This is a genomic window from Nonomuraea sp. B208 (genome assembly GCF_057536035.1).
This window is the reverse complement of record NZ_BAAJOU010000025.1, coordinates 227,691-243,627: the sequence shown is the minus strand read 5'-3', so window position 1 is coordinate 243,627 and position 15,937 is coordinate 227,691. Positions and strand designations below refer to the sequence as shown.

The 15,937-nt window shown below is 72.4% G+C and carries 16 protein-coding genes; 10 read left to right on the top strand and 6 right to left on the bottom strand.

Annotation, left to right across the window (positions count from 1 at the left end):
• Positions 1-63 precede the first annotated feature (63 nt).
• Both AC27IY_RS29215 and AC27IY_RS29210 read left to right on the top strand, forming a co-directional pair.
• Entirely contained in the window at positions 64-1,101 is a 1,038-nt protein-coding gene (locus AC27IY_RS29215) for a UDP-N-acetylmuramate dehydrogenase (protein WP_423451181.1), read from the top strand.
• Positions 1,102-1,344: 243 nt separating this feature from the next.
• Positions 1,345-1,911, top strand: a complete 567-nt coding sequence (locus AC27IY_RS29210; RefSeq protein ID WP_329586276.1) for a TMEM165/GDT1 family protein — start codon at positions 1,345-1,347, stop codon at positions 1,909-1,911.
• 134 nt (positions 1,912-2,045) lie between these two features.
• Here AC27IY_RS29210 and AC27IY_RS29205 read toward each other — a convergent pair whose 3' ends face one another.
• On the bottom strand, positions 2,046-2,828 hold the full coding sequence (locus AC27IY_RS29205; protein WP_487179862.1) for an SDR family NAD(P)-dependent oxidoreductase: 783 nt from the start codon (positions 2,826-2,828) through the stop codon (positions 2,046-2,048).
• Between the two features lie 86 nt (positions 2,829-2,914).
• On the opposite strand from AC27IY_RS29205, the gene AC27IY_RS29200 reads away from it, so the two are divergent.
• On the top strand, positions 2,915-3,772 hold the full coding sequence (locus AC27IY_RS29200) for a helix-turn-helix transcriptional regulator (RefSeq protein ID WP_371251491.1): 858 nt from the start codon (positions 2,915-2,917) through the stop codon (positions 3,770-3,772).
• A gap of 174 nt (positions 3,773-3,946) precedes the next feature.
• Here AC27IY_RS29200 and AC27IY_RS29195 read toward each other — a convergent pair whose 3' ends face one another.
• Positions 3,947-4,810, bottom strand: a complete 864-nt coding sequence (locus tag AC27IY_RS29195; protein WP_487179861.1) for a sigma-70 family RNA polymerase sigma factor — start codon at positions 4,808-4,810, stop codon at positions 3,947-3,949.
• Positions 4,811-4,904: 94 nt separating this feature from the next.
• Between AC27IY_RS29195 and AC27IY_RS29190 the strand changes: the two genes are divergently transcribed.
• Complete coding sequence (locus tag AC27IY_RS29190) at positions 4,905-5,318, top strand: VOC family protein (RefSeq protein WP_344208052.1); 414 nt, start codon at positions 4,905-4,907, stop codon at positions 5,316-5,318.
• Positions 5,319-5,396: 78 nt separating this feature from the next.
• On the opposite strand, the gene AC27IY_RS29185 is transcribed toward AC27IY_RS29190, so the two are convergent.
• The gene (locus AC27IY_RS29185; protein ID WP_487179860.1) at positions 5,397-6,371 is read right to left on the bottom strand and encodes a quinone oxidoreductase family protein; all 975 of its coding nucleotides are present in this window, start codon (positions 6,369-6,371) and stop codon (positions 5,397-5,399) included.
• A 96-nt stretch (positions 6,372-6,467) separates the two neighbouring features.
• Between AC27IY_RS29185 and AC27IY_RS29180 the strand changes: the two genes are divergently transcribed.
• Positions 6,468-7,112 (top strand): TetR/AcrR family transcriptional regulator, encoded by a 645-nt coding sequence (locus tag AC27IY_RS29180; protein WP_423451175.1) that lies wholly within the window; start codon positions 6,468-6,470, stop codon positions 7,110-7,112.
• A 112-nt stretch (positions 7,113-7,224) separates the two neighbouring features.
• Entirely contained in the window at positions 7,225-7,602 is a 378-nt protein-coding gene (locus AC27IY_RS29175) for an arsenate reductase family protein (RefSeq protein WP_487179859.1), read from the top strand.
• Here AC27IY_RS29175 and AC27IY_RS29170 read toward each other — a convergent pair.
• Positions 7,591-10,449, bottom strand: coding sequence for an ATP-binding protein (locus tag AC27IY_RS29170; RefSeq protein ID WP_487179858.1), 2,859 nt, complete (start codon positions 10,447-10,449; stop codon positions 7,591-7,593). The genes AC27IY_RS29175 and AC27IY_RS29170 overlap by 12 nt on opposite strands.
• 121 nt (positions 10,450-10,570) lie before the next feature.
• Positions 10,571-10,717, bottom strand: coding sequence for a hypothetical protein (locus AC27IY_RS29165; RefSeq protein WP_344208047.1), 147 nt, complete (start codon positions 10,715-10,717; stop codon positions 10,571-10,573).
• A 197-nt stretch (positions 10,718-10,914) separates the two neighbouring features.
• On the opposite strand from AC27IY_RS29165, the gene deoC reads away from it, so the two are divergent.
• Genes deoC through AC27IY_RS29145 form a run of 4 tightly spaced genes read left to right on the top strand, consistent with a single transcriptional unit; the run spans position 10,915 to position 14,296 of the window.
• Positions 10,915-11,844 (top strand): deoxyribose-phosphate aldolase, encoded by a 930-nt coding sequence (gene deoC / locus AC27IY_RS29160; protein ID WP_344208046.1) that lies wholly within the window; start codon positions 10,915-10,917, stop codon positions 11,842-11,844.
• Entirely contained in the window at positions 11,844-13,271 is a 1,428-nt protein-coding gene (locus AC27IY_RS29155) for an aldehyde dehydrogenase family protein (RefSeq protein WP_487179857.1), read from the top strand. The genes deoC and AC27IY_RS29155 overlap by 1 nt, the downstream gene beginning before the upstream one ends.
• Positions 13,261-13,458: a hypothetical protein gene (locus AC27IY_RS29150; RefSeq protein ID WP_344208044.1), complete on the top strand. Its 198-nt coding sequence runs from the start codon at positions 13,261-13,263 to the stop codon at positions 13,456-13,458. Before AC27IY_RS29155 ends, AC27IY_RS29150 begins: the two co-directional genes overlap by 11 nt.
• Positions 13,451-14,296 (top strand): aldehyde dehydrogenase family protein, encoded by an 846-nt coding sequence (locus AC27IY_RS29145; protein WP_344208042.1) that lies wholly within the window; start codon positions 13,451-13,453, stop codon positions 14,294-14,296. Before AC27IY_RS29150 ends, AC27IY_RS29145 begins: the two co-directional genes overlap by 8 nt.
• A gap of 200 nt (positions 14,297-14,496) precedes the next feature.
• Here AC27IY_RS29145 and AC27IY_RS29140 read toward each other — a convergent pair whose 3' ends face one another.
• The gene (locus AC27IY_RS29140; protein WP_423477679.1) at positions 14,497-15,936 is read right to left on the bottom strand and encodes an amidase; all 1,440 of its coding nucleotides are present in this window, start codon (positions 15,934-15,936) and stop codon (positions 14,497-14,499) included.
• Between the last annotated feature and the right edge of the window lies 1 nt (position 15,937).

Below are 15,937 nucleotides of genomic sequence, written 5' to 3'. Positions count from 1 at the left end.
ATCAGGCGGGCGTTCAGGTCGGGGCGTGCCGGGCACGGCGGGGGCCTCCTAAGCTAGTGGCCCATGGAGATGCTCGCGCCGTACACCACGCTGGGCCTGGGCGGCCCCGCCCGCGACTTCGCCGAAGCGACCACGGCGGAGCAGCTCGTGTCCCTGATCGCCGAGGCCGACGCGGCCGCCGTGCCCACGCTCGTGCTCGGCGGCGGCAGCAACGTCGTGGTCGCCGACGAGGGCTTCGACGGGCTCGTGGTGAAGGTGGCCACCGAGGGCCTGTCCTTCTCGCGCGACGGCGAGCAGCTCGTCGTCACCGCCGAGGCGGGCGAGGACTGGGACACGCTGGTGCGGCGGGCCGTCGCGGAGGGCTGGTCGGGCATCGAGTGCATGTCCGGCATCCCCGGCCTGGTCGGGTCCACGCCCATCCAGAACGTCGGCGCCTACGGGCAGGAGGTCGCCCACACCGTGCGGTGCGTACGCGCCTACGACCGGCGCACCCGCCACGTCGTCGACATCGAGGCCAGGCAGTGCGGCTTCGCCTACCGCGACAGCATGTTCAAACGCGATCCCTCCCGTTACGTCGTGCTGGCGGTGACGTACACGCTGGAGCTCTCCGACCGCTCCGGCCCCGTGCGCTACGAGGAGCTGGCCCGGCGGCTGGACGTCGAGCCCGGCGGCCGGGTGCCGCTGGAGCGGGCCAGAGAGGCGGTGCTCGCGCTGCGGCGCGGCAAGGGCATGGTCCTCGACCCTGACGATCCCGACACCCGCAGCGCCGGCTCGTTCTTCACCAACCCGATCCTCACCCCGGAGCAGGCCGCCGAGCTGGCCGTCCGCGCCCCCGGCCACCCCGGCTGGGAGATGCCAGGCGGCGCGCGGAAGGTGCCCGCCGCCTGGCTCATCGAGCAGGCCGGCTTCCCGAAGGGCTACGCGCGCGGGCCCGTACGCATCTCCACCAAGCACACCCTCGCCCTGACCAACCCGTCCGGCGCCGCCACCGCCGCCGACCTGCTGGCGCTGGCCCGCGAGGTGCGCGACGGCGTACGCGAGAAGTTCGGCGTCACCCTGGTCAACGAGCCGGTCCTGGTCGGCTGCGCCCTGGGGGAATAGCCACCTTGGCGCGGCTGTTAAGGTGTCTTGGTAACACCGAAGGGGAGTAGTCCCAATCGCGTGGTCGACACACTGGCGCCGTTCGCGGCGCCCGGTCACGCGGGCCTTTCTTCGTGAGGCGGACGAGACCTTCGGCCTGGCAGTCAGTTCAGCTATCGAACAAGACGCTGCCGGGCCGAAGCCGTCGTGCCCGAAATCCCCTGGCTCAGTGCTTCCGGTCCGGTTCGCGCGGGAAGAGAAGCGTTGGAAGCCTTCTGGATCAGCCTCGTCGCCATCTTCGTGGCCGAGCTCGGTGACAAGAGCCAGCTCATGGCGATGACGTTCGCCACCCGTTTCAAGACCTCCACCGTGCTCCTGGGCATCACCATCGCGACGACCGTCGTCCACCTGCTGAGCGTCGCCGTGGGCGGCCTGCTCGGCAGCGCGCTCCCGACGACGGCCATCTCGATCGTGGCCGGGGTGGCGTTCCTCGGCTTCGCCGTGTGGACGCTGCGCGGCGACGAGCTGAGCGAGGAGGAGTCCAAGAAGGCCCAGCGCACCACCAGGAACGCGCTGATCGCGGTGACCGTGGCGTTCTTCCTGAGCGAGCTGGGCGACAAGACCATGCTGGCCACGATCACCCTGGCCACGCAGCACGGCTGGGTCGGCACCTGGATCGGCTCGACGGTCGGCATGGTCGCCGCCGACGCCCTCGCCATCCTGGTGGGCCGCATGCTCGGCCGCCACCTCCCCGAGAAGGCCATCCGCTACGGCGCCGCGGCCGCCTTCGCCCTCTTCGGCATCGTCCTCCTGGTCGAGGCCCTGGTGTGAGCGTGAGGTCGTGCGGTGGTGCGCGACGCTCCAGGCTCCGTGAGCCAGACCGACAAGGCGTCGACCTTGGACGACGCGCTGATCGTGACGTCCTGGGTGACGCGCCCGATCATGCCTGGTATGGTCCGCCGCTCTCAGGCGCCGGCGCCGCCGTCCACCGGGACGATCGCGCCGGTCACCATCGACGCCCGGTCGCTGAGCAACCACGCCGCCACCTCGGCGACCTCGTGGGGTTCGGCCATCCGGCCGAGCGGGATGGACGGCGTCAGCCGCTCGATGACGCCGGGGCTCGCCGCCTCCCACGTGTCGATCATCTCCGTGGCGGTGCCGCCGGGGGTGATGCCGTTCACCCGGATGCCGTCGCGGGCCCAGGTCACCGCGGCGGTCTCGGTGATGCTGTTGAGCGCCCGCTTCATGGCTCCGTAGGCGGGGAGGTCGGGGTTCGCGCGGCGGCTGCCGATGCTGGAGGTGTTGACGATCGCTCCGCCGCCGTTGCGCCTCATGATGGCGGCCTGCGCGTTCATGGCGGTCCAGTGCGCCCGGAAGTTCACCGCGAACTGCGTCTCGACGTCCTCGTCGCTGGTGGTGTCGAGCGGGCCGGGCCGCTGGATGGTCGCGCCGTTGTTGAACGCGCCGTCGAGTCGTCCGTGCAGGTCGGTGGCGTGGTCGAGGGCCGCGCGGATGCTCGCGCGGTCGGCGAGGTCCAGGGGGACGGCGTCGGCGACGCCGCCGCCGCCGCGGATCTCGGTGACGATCCGCTCCATGGCGTCGGCGCCGCGGGAGGCGAGCACGACGGCGGCGCCCTCGCGGGCGAACAGCCGGGCCGCAGCCGCTCCGATGCCGCGGCTTGCGCCGGTGATGAACACGACCTTGCCGGTGAGCAGGCCGATGGGTGCGCGGTCGATGTCGTATGTCATGACGCCAGTGTCGAGCCGGCCACCAGGCCGGATGCAGGCACAGACGGTACCAGGATCCGTCGCCGCGACTGATGCAGACTGGGGACATGGACAAACAGGCACTCGGGACGTTCCTCCGCAGCCGTCGCGAGCGGCTCCGTCCTCAGGACGTCGAACTGCCCTCGGGCCCGCGCCGCCGGACACCCGGCCTGCGCCGCGAGGAGGTCGCGGTCCTGGCGCACATCTCCACGGAGTACTACGTCCGGCTCGAACAGGGCAGGGCGCCCCGGCCGTCGGGCGAGGTCCTGGCCGGGATCGCCGCCGCGCTGCGGCTCACCGACGCCGAGTCCGACCACCTGCACCTCCTGGCCGGCACCGCGCCCAACCGGACCGGGCTGCACCGGCGTGACGTCCGCCCGAGCATCCTCACCCTCCTCGAACGGCTTCCGCTGACGGCCGCCTTTGTGACGTCCGCCGCGTTCGAGGTGCTCGCCTGGAACGACCTCGCGGCCGCGCTCATGGAGGACTTCGGCGAACTCGCGCCACGGGACCGCAATCTCGCGCGCCGGGCCTTCCTTGGACCGGCGCGCGGAGACGCGCCGCTCTACGGCGTGTCCGACGCTTCGCAGTTCCGCCAGCACGTCGTCATGCAGCTTCGCTCCACCGTCGCCCGCTACCCGGCCGACCCCGTGGTGACCGGGCTCGTGGACGAGTTGCGCGAGGCCAGTCCCGACTTCGCGCGGCTGTGGGAACGGCACGACGTCCAGGCCGCGCCCACCCTCACCAAGACCTTCCGCCACCCGGTCATCGGGGAGGTCACGGTCGACTGCGACGCCCTCGCGCTCACCGACCGCGACCAGCACCTCGTGGTCTACAGCGCGCCGCCGGGATCCCCGGCCGCCGAGGCCCTCGCCCTGCTGAACGTCCTCGGACCCGAGTACGCCAGGACGAGCGGACCCCGCTGACCAGCGGCCGGGCTGGTTTCTTGCCGTACTCGCACCCGCACAGGATCCAGGCGGCCACGAGCACATCCGCCGCCTGGAGGAGGTGCACGCCGTCCTCGCGCCACAGCCGCGTGGGCGGAGCCAGGCAGCGAGACCACGATGCGTGCAGCCGCCTGCTCTGCCGGGGAGGCCGGCTCATCGCCGTTCCTTGTGGTCGGCGTGGAGGAAGACGATGTCGAGGTCGCGGAGCCGGTCCGGGTCGGTGTCGATGGTGATGTGGGTGATCTTGCCGTTGCTGACGGTGAAGGTGAAGACGGCCTTCGTCTGGCCGCGGTGCGACCAGACGGCCCCGGGAACGCCGTCGATCAAGGCGAGCCTGGCGGCCTGAGCTCGGCCCGCGAAGAACGACGCCACCGCGTGGGCGCCCCGGACCTCCAGGGCCACGGCGTCCGGATCGAGCAGGTCGAGCAGGGCGGCGAAGTCACCGGTACGGGAGGCGGCGAGGAAGGCGGCGACGATGTCCCGCTTCGCCGACCGCGCGGCCTCGGACGCGTCCGCCGCGCCCTGCACCCGGCGCCGGGCGCGGCTGGCGAGTTGCCGGGCCGCGGCCGGGGAGCGGTCGATGATCTCGCTGATCTCGCCGAACGACACGGCGAAGACGTCGTGCAGGACGAACGCGAGCCGTTCGGCGGGCGTGAGCGTGTCCAGCACCACCATCAGCGCGACCCCGACCGAATCGGCGAGCAGCGCCTCGTCCTCGGGACCGGCCCGGCCGCCCGCACGGGTGTCCGGGGGCGGCTCGGGCGGCAGCGCCCCGGCCGCGTCCTCACGCCGGGCCCGGCGTGACTCCAGCATGTTCAGGCAGACCCGGGCCGTGATCGTGGTCAGCCAGCCGGCCAGGTTCTCCACCTGGCCGGTGTCGGCGCGGCTGACCCGCAGCCACGTCTCCTGCACCGCGTCCTCGGCCTCGCCGGGTGAGCCGAGCATCCGGTGGGCCACCGCGCGCAGGCGGTCCCGGTGCTCGGCGAACCGCTCGCTCAGCCAGTCCTGCTCGACCATATGTCACATTCCTCCGTCTCGGCCTGTCATACGAAATGACCGGCGAATCCACGCTGATGTGACATCCACCTACGCTACGAACTGGGGATACACCATGAAAGCGCACGTGAGCTCGATCCTGCTCGGCGTTCAGGACATGGAGCGGGCCAAGCGGTTCTACAGGGACGGCCTCGGCTGGAAGATCAAGAACGACTACGGCATCTCGGTCTTCTTCGAGTCGGACGGTGCCTCGCCCGTCGGCTTCTACGCGCGTGAAGGCCTGGCCGAGCAGGTGGGCACGAGCCCGGAGGGCCACGGCTTCAGCGGGCTGGTCCTCACCTACGTCGTCCGCAGCGAGGCCCGGGTCGACGAGATCATGGCCGAGGCCGAGAAGGCCGGCGCCACGGTGCTCAAGCCCGCCGGCGCGCTGCCGTGGGGCGGCTACGGCGGCACCTTCGCCGACCCGGACGGCTACATCTGGAGCCTCGGCTACAGCGCCCAGGGCAAGGACCAGCCGTACGCGGAGTAGGCCGCCAAGGACCCCTGCTTCGGACCATGCCGTCACCCTTCGCACGGCCCCGGGCTTGGTACGCGTCGATGATCGCGCTCAGGGCACGAGGAGGACGCGGCCGAGTTGGGAGCGACTTTCCATGATCCGATGCGCTTCGGCCGCCTGGTCGAGCGGCAGCCGGGCGTGGAGCCTGGCGCGGAGTCTCCCTTCGACCGCGTGCCGTGTGACGTGGTCCATGTCCTCGCGTGCTTGCTTCGGTGCGGCGGCGCGCCAGGCGAGCAGTGAGAACCCCGCTACCGATCTCATTGCGAAAAGGCTGGTCAGCGGGATGTCGGTTGCCCCGCCGCCGGCTGCTCCGTAGACGACGGCCCGGCCGAACGGTGCCAGGAGGTCGAGGCTGCGCACCAGGATGCGGCCACCGACGGAGTCCAGGACGACGTCGATCCCTTCTGGCGCGGCCTTGCGCACCTGGTCGGGCCAGTCCTCCGCTGAGTAGTCGACGGCCGCGTCGGCGCCGAGCGTGCGGGTGAAGTCCAGCTTGGCGGGGGAGCCTGCGGTGGCGATCACGGCGCCGGCACCGGCGATCTTGGCGAGTTGTACGGCCAGGTGGCCGATGCCTCCCGCGGCGGCGTGAACGAGCACGGTCTCGCCGGGCGACAGCCGGGCGGCGCGCAACGTGCCCAGCGCCACGGGGGCGCCCATCGGCAGCATGCTCGCGGTGGCGTCGTCGATTCCCTCTGGCACGGGGGCGAGCCATTCGGCGTCGGCGAGGACCTGGTCGGCGAAGGCGTCCTCGGCCAGCGCGGCGACCCGCCGGCCGGTGAGGCCGGGGTCGACGCCGGGCCCCACCGCGTCGACCGTGCCGACCACGTCGCCGGTGAGTGCGGCGGGCAGGTCGCGCCGGTAGATCCCGCCGGTCTCCGGCCCCTGGCGGAACTTCACGTCGACGAAGTTGGCGCCGATCGCCTCGGTGCGGATGCGCACCTGGCCGGGGCCCGGGCGGGGGATCTCGGTCTCTTCCATGGTGAGCACCTCGGGGCCGCCATAGGCGTGATAACGGATTCGGCGCATGCCGTCCTCCCTCGTTGGGGATAAAGTGGACCAGTGGTCAAGTTCGATGGGAGCGTACTTGACCGACGGTCCAGTTGTCCACGGAAAGGGGAGCCGATGATCGAGGAGCGTCGCGAACGCGCTGACGCGGCACGCAACCGTCACGCCATCCTGCGGGCGACCGAGGCCCTTCTGGCCCGGCACCGGCCCGAGCAGATCTCCATGGAACAGGTCGCCGCCGCGGCCGGGGTCGGTAAGGGCACGGTGTTCCATCGTTTCGGCAGCCGGATGGGGCTGATGGTCGCACTGATGCAGGAGCGGGCCTACGCGCTGGAGGAGGCCGTGGCGAGCGGACCTCCGCCGCTGGGGCCCGGCGCCCCGCCCGAGGAACGGCTGATGGCCTTTCTGGACGCGATCGTCGACGTCGTCGGTCGCAACAAGGGGCTCCTCGCGGCGCTCGGCCACGCCGCCACGGCGGCGCCCAGGCCGGAGTGGAAGGAGCAAGGCGAGCACAGGGGCGGTGACCACGTTCCCGACTCGCGGGACGACCATCCCGTCTACCGGTTCTGGCACGGCCACACCAGCGCACTGATCGCCGAGCGGCGCCCCGACCTGGACGCAGAGTTGCTGGCGCACATCCTGCTGGGCAGCCTCCAAAGCGAACCGGTCCTGCGGCTGCTGGAGTGCGGAGAGGCACCGCGGCTGGCCGCGTCGCTGCACGTCATGGCGGTAGGGATGCTCGCGGCCCCTGCCCCCTCCTGAGGCGATGATCTACACGTCGGACGCCGAGCACATCGCCCGGCTCTGGGCTCGACCTCGACCTCGAGGTCTGGCCCTCTCCAGGCACGACCACATCGAAAGGGTGACAGGCGGTATGGAGATCTGGATCAATCCGGGGTGTTCGAAGTGCCGGGCGGCGTTGTCGGTGCTGGATGCCGAGGCGGCCGACTACACCGTACGGCGTTATCTCGACGATCCGCCGAGCGCGGACGAGATCAGGGACGTTCTCGGGCGGCTGGGGCTGGAGCCGTGGGACATCGCGAGGACCGGGGAGCCGGTGGCGGCGGAGCTCGGGATGGGGGAGTGGGCGAAGGACGCCGGGGCGCGGGAGCGGTGGGTCGAGGCGCTGGCCGCGCATCCGGTTCTCATCCAGCGGCCGATCATCACCGCCGATGACGGTACGGCGGTGGTGGGGCGGAGTGAGGAGGCCGTGCGGTCCGTGCTGCCCCAGGAACGCGGGTCAGGCGAGTAACGAGAGGCGGTGGGCGGCGGCGGCTGCCTCGCCTCGGGTGGTGACGCCGAGTTTGCCCAGGATGTTCGACACGTGCACGCTGACCGTCTTGGCCGAGATGAACAGCTCGGCGGCGATGTCGCGGTTGGTGCGGCCCTGGGTGACCAGGCGCAGCACCTCCAGCTCGCGGGGCGTCAGCAGCTCGGACGGCTCCTGCGACTGCGGCGCGGCGCTCCCGCCCACCCGGCGTGCCAGCGTCTCGACGTCCTCGATGAGCGGGGTGGCGCACAGGGAACGGGCCAGCGGCAGGGCGACCTTGAGCCGGGCCGCGGCGCCCTCGCGGTCGCCGGTGCGGGCGGCGTCGGCGGCGGCCCGCAGCAGCGCCTTGGCCTGGTTGTGGGGGCGGTTGAGCCGCTCCCAGCCGGCCGCCGCGGCGTCGAAGTCCCCGCTGTACGACAGCCGGTACGCCTCCACCACCGGCCCGATCACCGAAAGCTGCGCGGCGACCTCGGCGGCCCGCGCGCGTACGGCGGCGGTGCGCTCGGGCTCTGCGGCCTCGGCGGCGTCGCAGACGTTGCGCAGCAGGGAGAGCAGCCGCCAGCCGAGCTGGGCCTTGCTGGAGCTCGTGGGATGGGCGAGCACCTGCTCGGCCGTGGCCAGCGCCTGCGTCGGCTCGCCCCTGAGCAGGTGCCAGCCGATGCGCAGCCGCGCGTTGTTGGTGATGTCCTGGACGAAGTCCTCGGGGCGGTCCTTGAACACGCCGACCTCGGACAGGATGTTCTCGACCAGCTCCACCTCGCCGCGCCCGAGCGCGATGTCGGCGCGCACACGCAGCAGCGCGTAGCGGGTGCGGAGGGCGGGCCCGTAGGCGAGGGCGGCCTCGACGATCTCGATGGCCTCGTCCCAGCGGCCGATGGCCTCCAGGACCTCGGCCCAGTTGTTCATGATGAACAGGCCGCTGCCGCGCAGCCTGCCCCATTTCCTGGCGGTCTCCCAGCCCTGCTCGGACACGGCCAGGGCCTCCTCGTGGCGGCCCATCTCGATGAGGGAGTCGATGTTGTTGGCGATCGCCCGCAGGATGATGCGGTGGGACTGCTCCTCGCGGCCGATCTCCAGCGCCTGCTCGTTGAGCGCCAACACGGACTCGGTCTCGCCGTTGAGCGAGTGGCCGAGCGCCAGGTTCATCAGCAGGTCGCTCTCCAGGCAGCGGTCGCCGTGCCGCCTGGCCAGGCGCAGGCCCTCGTTGATCAGCTCGCTCGCCTCGGCGATCCGGCCGCGCAGCATGAGGTGGCGGCCGAGGTTGGTGACGACCTCGGCACGTTCGAGGCTGTCCTGCGAGACGAGCCGGAGGGCGTCCCGCAGGTCCTCGATGACGCCCATGTGGCCCTTGGAGCTCTTGAACACGGCCCGCCGGACGATGAGCTGCGCCACGCGGGCCGGCTCCGCGGCCTCGTCGAGCTGCTTCAGCGCGGCCTTGACGAACTTCATGCCCTTGTCGACGTCGCCGCCGGCGTGGGCGGCCTCGGAGGCGCGTTCGAGCACGGCGGTGTGGTCGGCGCCGATGTGCTCGGCGGCGTCCGGCACCCGGTCCCACAGCATGAGCACGCGTTCGAGCAGCGGCACGGCCTCGGCGTAGGCGAACGCCTTGAACGACTTGCGCGCCGCCTCCCACGCCGAGATCAGCGCCCAGAGGTCGTTGCGGGCGCCGTACCAGTGGTGGGCCAGCTCGACGGCGGCGCGGCCGGGCGGGACGAGCGCGCGGTCCTTGGAGATCTCCTCGGCGTAGCGGGAGTGCAGGCGCTGGTGCTCGCCGGGCAGCAGCTCGTCGTGCACGGCCTCCTGGATGAGGGAGTGGCGGAAGACGTAGGCCCGGTTGTCGGCCACCTGGAGCACGTTGCCGGCGATGGCGGGGCGGAGCGCGGTCTCCAGCTCGACGTCGGACAGGCCGCTCACGGCGGCCAGCAGCGCGTGGCCGACGCGGATGCCGCCGGCGGCGGCGATGCGCAGCACGCGCTGGGTCTCCTCGGGCAGCCGCTCGACCGAGTTGAGTATGAGGTCCTGCATGGACTCGGGGAAGCCGCAGTCCTCGCCGCTCTCCAGCATGGCCTCGACGAACAGCGGGATGCCCTCGCTGCGCTCGTAGACCTTCTCGACCCTGGCGTACTCGGGGACGCGGCCGAGGATGGCGGTCATCTGCTGGGCGACCTCGTCGCGCGACAGACGGGGCAGGTCGAGCCGGTGCACGCCCTGCACCCGGCCGAGCTCGGCCAGCACGGGCCGGAGCGGGTGCTGGCGGTGCAGGTCGTCGCTGCGGTACGTCATGAGGATCAGCACCTGCGGGATGTGCAGGTTGCGGGCGAGGAAGGCGATGAGGTCGCGGCTGGACCGGTCGGCCCAGTGGATGTCCTCGATGACGAGCACGGTGGGCCGGGCGTCCGCCAGCCGTTCCAGGAGGGTGAGGATCTGCTCGAACAGCCGGGCGCGGCCGGTGTCGGTCTCGCCGTCGCCGACCGGCTCGCCGAACTCGGGCAGCAGCCGGGCGAGGTCGCGTTCGGCGCCCTCGGGCAGCAGCGCGGCGACGGCGGCGGGGCCCTGCTCGCGGACGAGCTGGCGCAGTGCGGCGGTGAAGGGCGCGTAGGCCAGGCCCTCGGTGGACAGCTCGACGCAGCCGCCGAGCAGCACTTGTGCCCCGCCGGCCGCGCAGTGCTCGGCGAAGCGCTGGACCAGCCGGGTCTTGCCGACGCCTGCCTCGCCCCCCAGCAGGACGGCTGTGACCTTCCCTTTGAGTGCGTCCTCGAAGCTCTCCGAGAGGGCCGTCAGTTCCTCTTCCCGCCCGACGAAGACGGGACTGACGCTTCGTCCCCGCATGTCATCCAGCATGTCATGCCTTATCAGTGCTTTCGACGGATTTGTGAGCGATGAGGGAGGCGTCAGGGAGGCATCGAGGCCCGGCCACGAGGGAGGTGGTGGCCGGGCTCTCGTGGGATGGTCATGACGTGCGGCGCTTGCCGAAGACCGAGCGGCGCTCGGCCTTGTTGACGCGCTCCGCCTCGCGTACGCGGCGGTGCTGGGCGGCGGCCCGGCGCAGCTCGTTCGCGTGGCTCTTCATGAGCTCGAACTCGATTTCGGGATTCATGCCCGTGTCTCCTGACATTTCGTGTGTCTTGCTGACATCTTCAAGAATCGGGCTAAGGTGCACCCCCGCACATCGGGTGGATGCCTTATCTCCAGGACCCGCGCGGGCCGGGCATACCTAGGGATCCCGCCGTTCTGCCCTAGGCGATCGGTTTGGAGGTCGCGGGACCGGTCGGCGATGCTGTGATGGTGTCAACTATGACGACTTCGCTCGCGGACGTCGCCGCGTCCGGCGCGACGCTGCGGGCCTTCCTGCACGGCCTGCCCGGCGTCGACCGGGTCGGCGCCGACCAGCGGGCGGCCACGCTCGGCACCCGTTCGATCAAGACCTCAGCCAAGGCCACCGCCATCGACCTCGCCATCTCCATGGTCGACCTCACCACCCTGGAAGGCGCCGACACGGCCGGCAAGGTGCGCGCGATGTGCACCAAGGCCGTGCGCCCCGGCGGCGGCGCGCCCAAGGTGGCGGCCGTCTGCGTCTACCCCGACCTGGTCGCCGTGGCCGTCGAGGCGCTGCGCGGCTCGGGGGTCAAGGTGGCCTCGGTCGCCACCGCCTTCCCGAGCGGGCGCACCTCGCTGGAGGTCAAGGTGACCGACACGGCCCTGGCCGTCGCCGCCGGCGCCGACGAGATCGACATGGTGATCGACCGCGGCGCGTTCCTGTCCGGCGACTACCTGAAGGTGTACGACGAGATCGTGGCGGTCAAGGCTGCCTGCGGGCAGGCCCACCTCAAGGTCATCCTGGAGACCGGCGAGCTGTCCACCTACGACAACGTGCGGCGCGCGTCCTGGCTGGCGATGCTGGCGGGCGCCGACTTCATCAAGACCTCGACGGGCAAGGTCTCCCCGGCCGCGACGCTGCCGGTGACGCTGGTCATGCTGGAGGCGGTGCGCGACTTCCGCGACGCCACGGGGCGGCAGGTGGGCGTCAAGCCGGCCGGCGGCATCCGTACGACGAAGGACGCGATCAAGCACCTGGTCCTGGTCAACGAGACGGCCGGCGACGACTGGCTGACCCCCGAGTGGTTCAGGCTCGGCGCGTCCTCGCTGCTCAACGACCTGCTCATGCAGCGGCAGAAGCTGACCACCGGACGGTACGCCGGCCCCGACTACTTCACGTTGGACTGATGATGGCGATCTTCGAGTACGCCCCCGCCCCCGAGTCCCGCGCCGTCGTCGACCTTCAGCCGGCCTACGGGCTGTTCATCAACGGCGAGTTCACCGACGGCTCCGGCCCCACGTTCAAGACCGTCAACCCGGCCACCGAGGAGCCGCTGGCCGAGATCGCCACGGCGACCTCCGACGACGTCGACCGGGCGGTGCAGGCCGCGCGCAAGGCGTTCGGCGTGTGGAGCGCGCTGCCCGGCGCCGAACGGGCCAAATACCTGTTCCGCATCGCCCGCATCATCCAGGAGCGCGCCCGCGAGCTGGCAGTGCTGGAGTCGCTCGACAACGGCAAGCCCATCCGCGAGTCGCGCGACGTGGACCTGCCGCTGGTCGCCGCCCACTTCTTCTACTACGCGGGGTGGGCCGACAAGCTGGAGTACGCCGGGTTCGGGACCAAGCCGCTCGGCGTCGCCGGGCAGGTCATCCCGTGGAACTTCCCGCTGCTCATGCTCGCCTGGAAGATCGCCCCGGCGCTGGCCTGCGGCAACACCGTGGTGCTGAAGCCCGCCGAGACCACGCCGCTCAGCGCGCTCTGGTTCGCCGACATCTGCCGGCAGGCCGAGCTGCCGCCCGGTGTGGTCAACATCGTCACCGGCGCGGGCGAGACCGGCGCGGCCGTCGTCGCGCACCCCGACGTCAACAAGGTCGCCTTCACCGGCTCCACCGACGTCGGCCGGCTGATCGCCCGCACGGTGGCGGGCACCGACAAGAAGCTGACGCTGGAGCTGGGCGGCAAGGCCGCGAACATCGTCTTCGAGGACGCCGCGCTCGACCAGGCCGTCGAGGGCATCGTCAACGGCATCTTCTTCAACCAGGGCCACGTCTGCTGCGCGGGCTCGCGCCTGCTGGTACAGGAGTCGGTCCACGACGAGCTGCTGGCCGCGCTCAAGCGCCGCATGGCGACGCTGCGGGTCGGCGACCCGCTGGACAAGAACACCGACGTCGGCGCGATCAACTCGGCCGCGCAGCTCGACAAGATCCGCGAGCTGTCGGAGCTGGGCGAGGCCGAGGGGGCCGAGCGCTGGTCGGCGCCGTGCGAGCTGCCCGAGCGCGGCTTCTGGTTCGCGCCGACCGTCTTCACGGGCGTCGCGCAGTCGCACGCGATCGCCAGGGACGAGATCTTCGGCCCGGTGCTGTCCGTGCTGACCTTCCGCACCCCGGCCGAGGCCGTGGAGAAGGCCAACAACACCCCGTACGGGCTGTCGGCCGGCATCTGGACCGAGAAGGGCTCGCGCATCCTGTGGATGGCCGACCGGCTGCGCGCCGGCGTGGTGTGGGCCAACACCTTCAACAAGTTCGACCCGGCCTCGCCGTTCGGCGGCTACAAGGAGTCCGGCTACGGCCGTGAGGGCGGTCTGCTCGGGTTGGAGGCCTACCTTGACGTGTGAGCACCGCCGCGCGGGCCGCGCCAAGCGGCGCGCGCAGGCCACGCGCGGCCACGCCTTCGCCCGCGCCGGACGGCCCGTACGCACCGGATGGTACGCCCACCGCTGCGGCGTGAGCCGGTGCGGCCAGGTCTTCGTGCCGGTCCAGATGTCGCAGGAGTCCACGTGGAGGGGGCGGGGCGATGAGTAGGTTGTCCGTCAGAAAGACCTACAAGCTCTACATCGGAGGGGCGTTCCCGCGCTCGGAGAGTGGGAGGTCCTACCCCGTGACCTCGGCCAAGGGCGACTTCCTCGCCAACGCCTCGCTGGCCTCGCGCAAGGACGCCCGCGACGCGGTGGTGGCCGCGCGCAAGGCGTTCCCCGGCTGGTCCGGCGCGACCGCCTACAACCGGGGGCAGATCCTCTACCGGGTCGCCGAGATGCTGGAGGGGCGGCGCGCCCAGTTCGCCGAGGAGCACGGCGGCGGCAAGCGCACGGCCCTGGAGTCCGTGGACGCGGCCGTGGACCGGCTGGTCTGGTACGCGGGCTGGTCCGACAAGATCGCCTCGGTGCACGGGGCGGCCAACGCGGTCGCCGGCCCCTACTTCAACCTGTCGTCGCCCGAGCCGACCGGCGTGGTCGCGGTGGTCGCGCCCGCCGATCCGCTGCTCGGGCTGGTGTCCGTGGTCGCGCCGGTGATCGTGACCGGCAACACCTGCGTGGTGGTGGCCTCCGAGCCGTCGCCGCTGGCCGCGATCACCCTGGCGGAGGTGCTGGCCACCTCCGACCTGCCGGGCGGCGTGGTCAACCTGCTCACCGGGCGGCAGGAGGAGCTGGCGCCCTGGCTGGCGGCCCACATGGACGTCAACGGGCTCGACCTCACCGGGGTGACGGACGCCGACCTGGCGCTGCGCTGCGAGCAGGAGGCGGCGGAGAACCTCAAGCGGGTCCTGCGGCCGGTCCAGGAGGACTGGACGGCCGATCCCGGCATCGGGCGCATGACCCGGTTCCTGGAGACCAAGACGGTCTGGCACCCCAAGGGCGTCTGAGCGCCGGGTCGGCGGGCTCGGCCGGGCGGGCTCGGCCGAGCCCGGTGGCCTAAGGCGCGACCGGGCGGGCTCGGTCGGGCCCGGTGGCCTAAGGCGCGACCGGGCGGGCTCGGTCGGGCCCGGTGGCCTAAGGCGCGACCGGGCGGGCTCAGTCGAGCCCGGGCTCAGGCGCGACCGGGCGGGCTCGGTCGGGCCCGGGCTCAGGCGTAACCGGGCGGGCGCACCAGCGGGTGGGCGGCCTGGAGCTGGGCGGCGAGGCCGAGCAGGTGCGGCTCGCCGCCCGGCGGGGCGACGAGCTGCACGCCGATCGGCAGCCCGCCGCTGTGCGTGGCGACCGGCACGGTGAGCGCGGGCCAGCCGCACATGTTCCACGGCCCCGCGCCGGGGGCGAAGCGCACGTTCAGCAGCAGGTTGCGCAGCAGCCCGCGCTCGCCCCACCGCTCGGCCCGTGGCGGCAGGGTCGCCAGCACCGGCATGACCAGCGCGTCGGCGTCGTCGAACCACTGGTCGGCCCCGTAGGCGCGCCAGCGCTCGCGGCCCCGCCCGCCGTCCGCACGCACGGCCGCGAGCGCCCGGCCGGCGCGGGCCAGTGATCTGGTGCGCCGCTCCAGCCCGTCCCGGTCCAGGCCCTCGGCCGTCAGCGCGGCCTGGCGCAGCCAGGTGGCCACCGTGGCGGGGCCGAGCCAGGCGGGCAGCCGCCGGGCGTGCTCGACCACCGTGTGCCCGGCCACGCGCAGCGTCTCGGCCGCCGCGCGCACCGCCGCCTGGAACTCCTTGTCCACCGGCAGGCCGACCGGCAGCGGCTGCGGGGCGTAGGCCACCCGCAGGTCGAACGGCTCAGGCCCGGAGGGCGGCGGCTGCGGCTGCCACACCTCGGCGTCGTCGGCCCACACCGAGCGCAGCATGGGCGGGCTCGGGTCCGTACGCCGCCCGGTCCGCCACGCCTCGGCCAGCGACGGGTCGGCGGCCAGCACCGACAGCGCGAGCGCCAGGTCGGCGGCGGTGGTGGCGATCGGGCCGTTCTCGGTCAGTCCGCCCCAGTCCTGCGCCGGCGCGGGCACCAGGCCGGGGCCGGGCTTGACGGCCAGCACGCCGCAGGCCGCGCCGGGGATGCGCAGCGAGCCGAGGCCGTCGTTGCCGAGCGCGAGCGGCACCATGCCGGCCGCCACGGCGGCCGCGCCGCCGGAGGACGAGCCGCCCGCGGTGCGCTCGCGGTTCCACGGGTTGCGTACGATGCCGTACGCGCTGTCGCCCACCGCCACCAGCCCCAGCTCCGGCAGGTTCGTCAGCCCGATGACGAGCGCGCCCGCCGCGCGCAGCCGGGCGACCGTCTCGTGGTCCTCGGCCGCGGGCGTGTCCGGGCTCGCCGCCGAGCCGTGCCGGGTGGGCTCGCCGGCGACCTCCAGGTTGTCCTTGACGGCCACAGGAACCCCGGCGAGCGGCAGCTCGGCCAGGTCGCGCCGTTTCTGCAGGGCCTGCGCCTCCTCGACGACCTGCTCGCGAACCAGCCGGAACGCCCCGATCCCTGGCTCGCGCTCCGCGATGACGCGCAGATGTTCCTCGACGACGGTGACGGCGGTGACCTCTCCCTGCCGGACGGCCGTCGCGATCTCGATGGCGGACCTGCCTGCCCACAACATG

Bases quoted from the DNA above. Each gene is read 5' to 3' on its own strand.
- AC27IY_RS29200 (WP_371251491.1), top strand. From the start codon at position 2,915: ATGGACAAACAGGCACTCGGGACGTTCCTCCGCAGCCGTCGCGAGCGG.
- AC27IY_RS29190 (WP_344208052.1), top strand. From the start codon at position 4,905: ATGAAAGCGCACGTGAGCTCGATCCTGCTCGGCGTTCAGGACATGGAG.
- AC27IY_RS29205 (WP_487179862.1), bottom strand. From the start codon at position 2,828: ATGACATACGACATCGACCGCGCACCCATCGGCCTGCTCACCGGCAAG.
- AC27IY_RS29165 (WP_344208047.1), bottom strand. From the start codon at position 10,717: ATGAATCCCGAAATCGAGTTCGAGCTCATGAAGAGCCACGCGAACGAG.
- AC27IY_RS29145 (WP_344208042.1), top strand. From the start codon at position 13,451: ATGAGTAGGTTGTCCGTCAGAAAGACCTACAAGCTCTACATCGGAGGG.
- AC27IY_RS29175 (WP_487179859.1), top strand. From the start codon at position 7,225: ATGGAGATCTGGATCAATCCGGGGTGTTCGAAGTGCCGGGCGGCGTTG.
- AC27IY_RS29195 (WP_487179861.1), bottom strand. From the start codon at position 4,810: ATGGTCGAGCAGGACTGGCTGAGCGAGCGGTTCGCCGAGCACCGGGAC.
- AC27IY_RS29170 (WP_487179858.1), bottom strand. From the start codon at position 10,449: ATGCGGGGACGAAGCGTCAGTCCCGTCTTCGTCGGGCGGGAAGAGGAA.
- AC27IY_RS29155 (WP_487179857.1), top strand. From the start codon at position 11,844: ATGATGGCGATCTTCGAGTACGCCCCCGCCCCCGAGTCCCGCGCCGTC.
- AC27IY_RS29180 (WP_423451175.1), top strand. From the start codon at position 6,468: ATGATCGAGGAGCGTCGCGAACGCGCTGACGCGGCACGCAACCGTCAC.
- AC27IY_RS29140 (WP_423477679.1), bottom strand. From the start codon at position 15,936: ATGTTGTGGGCAGGCAGGTCCGCCATCGAGATCGCGACGGCCGTCCGG.
- AC27IY_RS29185 (WP_487179860.1), bottom strand. From the start codon at position 6,371: ATGCGCCGAATCCGTTATCACGCCTATGGCGGCCCCGAGGTGCTCACC.
- AC27IY_RS29215 (WP_423451181.1), top strand. From the start codon at position 64: ATGGAGATGCTCGCGCCGTACACCACGCTGGGCCTGGGCGGCCCCGCC.
- deoC (WP_344208046.1), top strand. From the start codon at position 10,915: ATGACGACTTCGCTCGCGGACGTCGCCGCGTCCGGCGCGACGCTGCGG.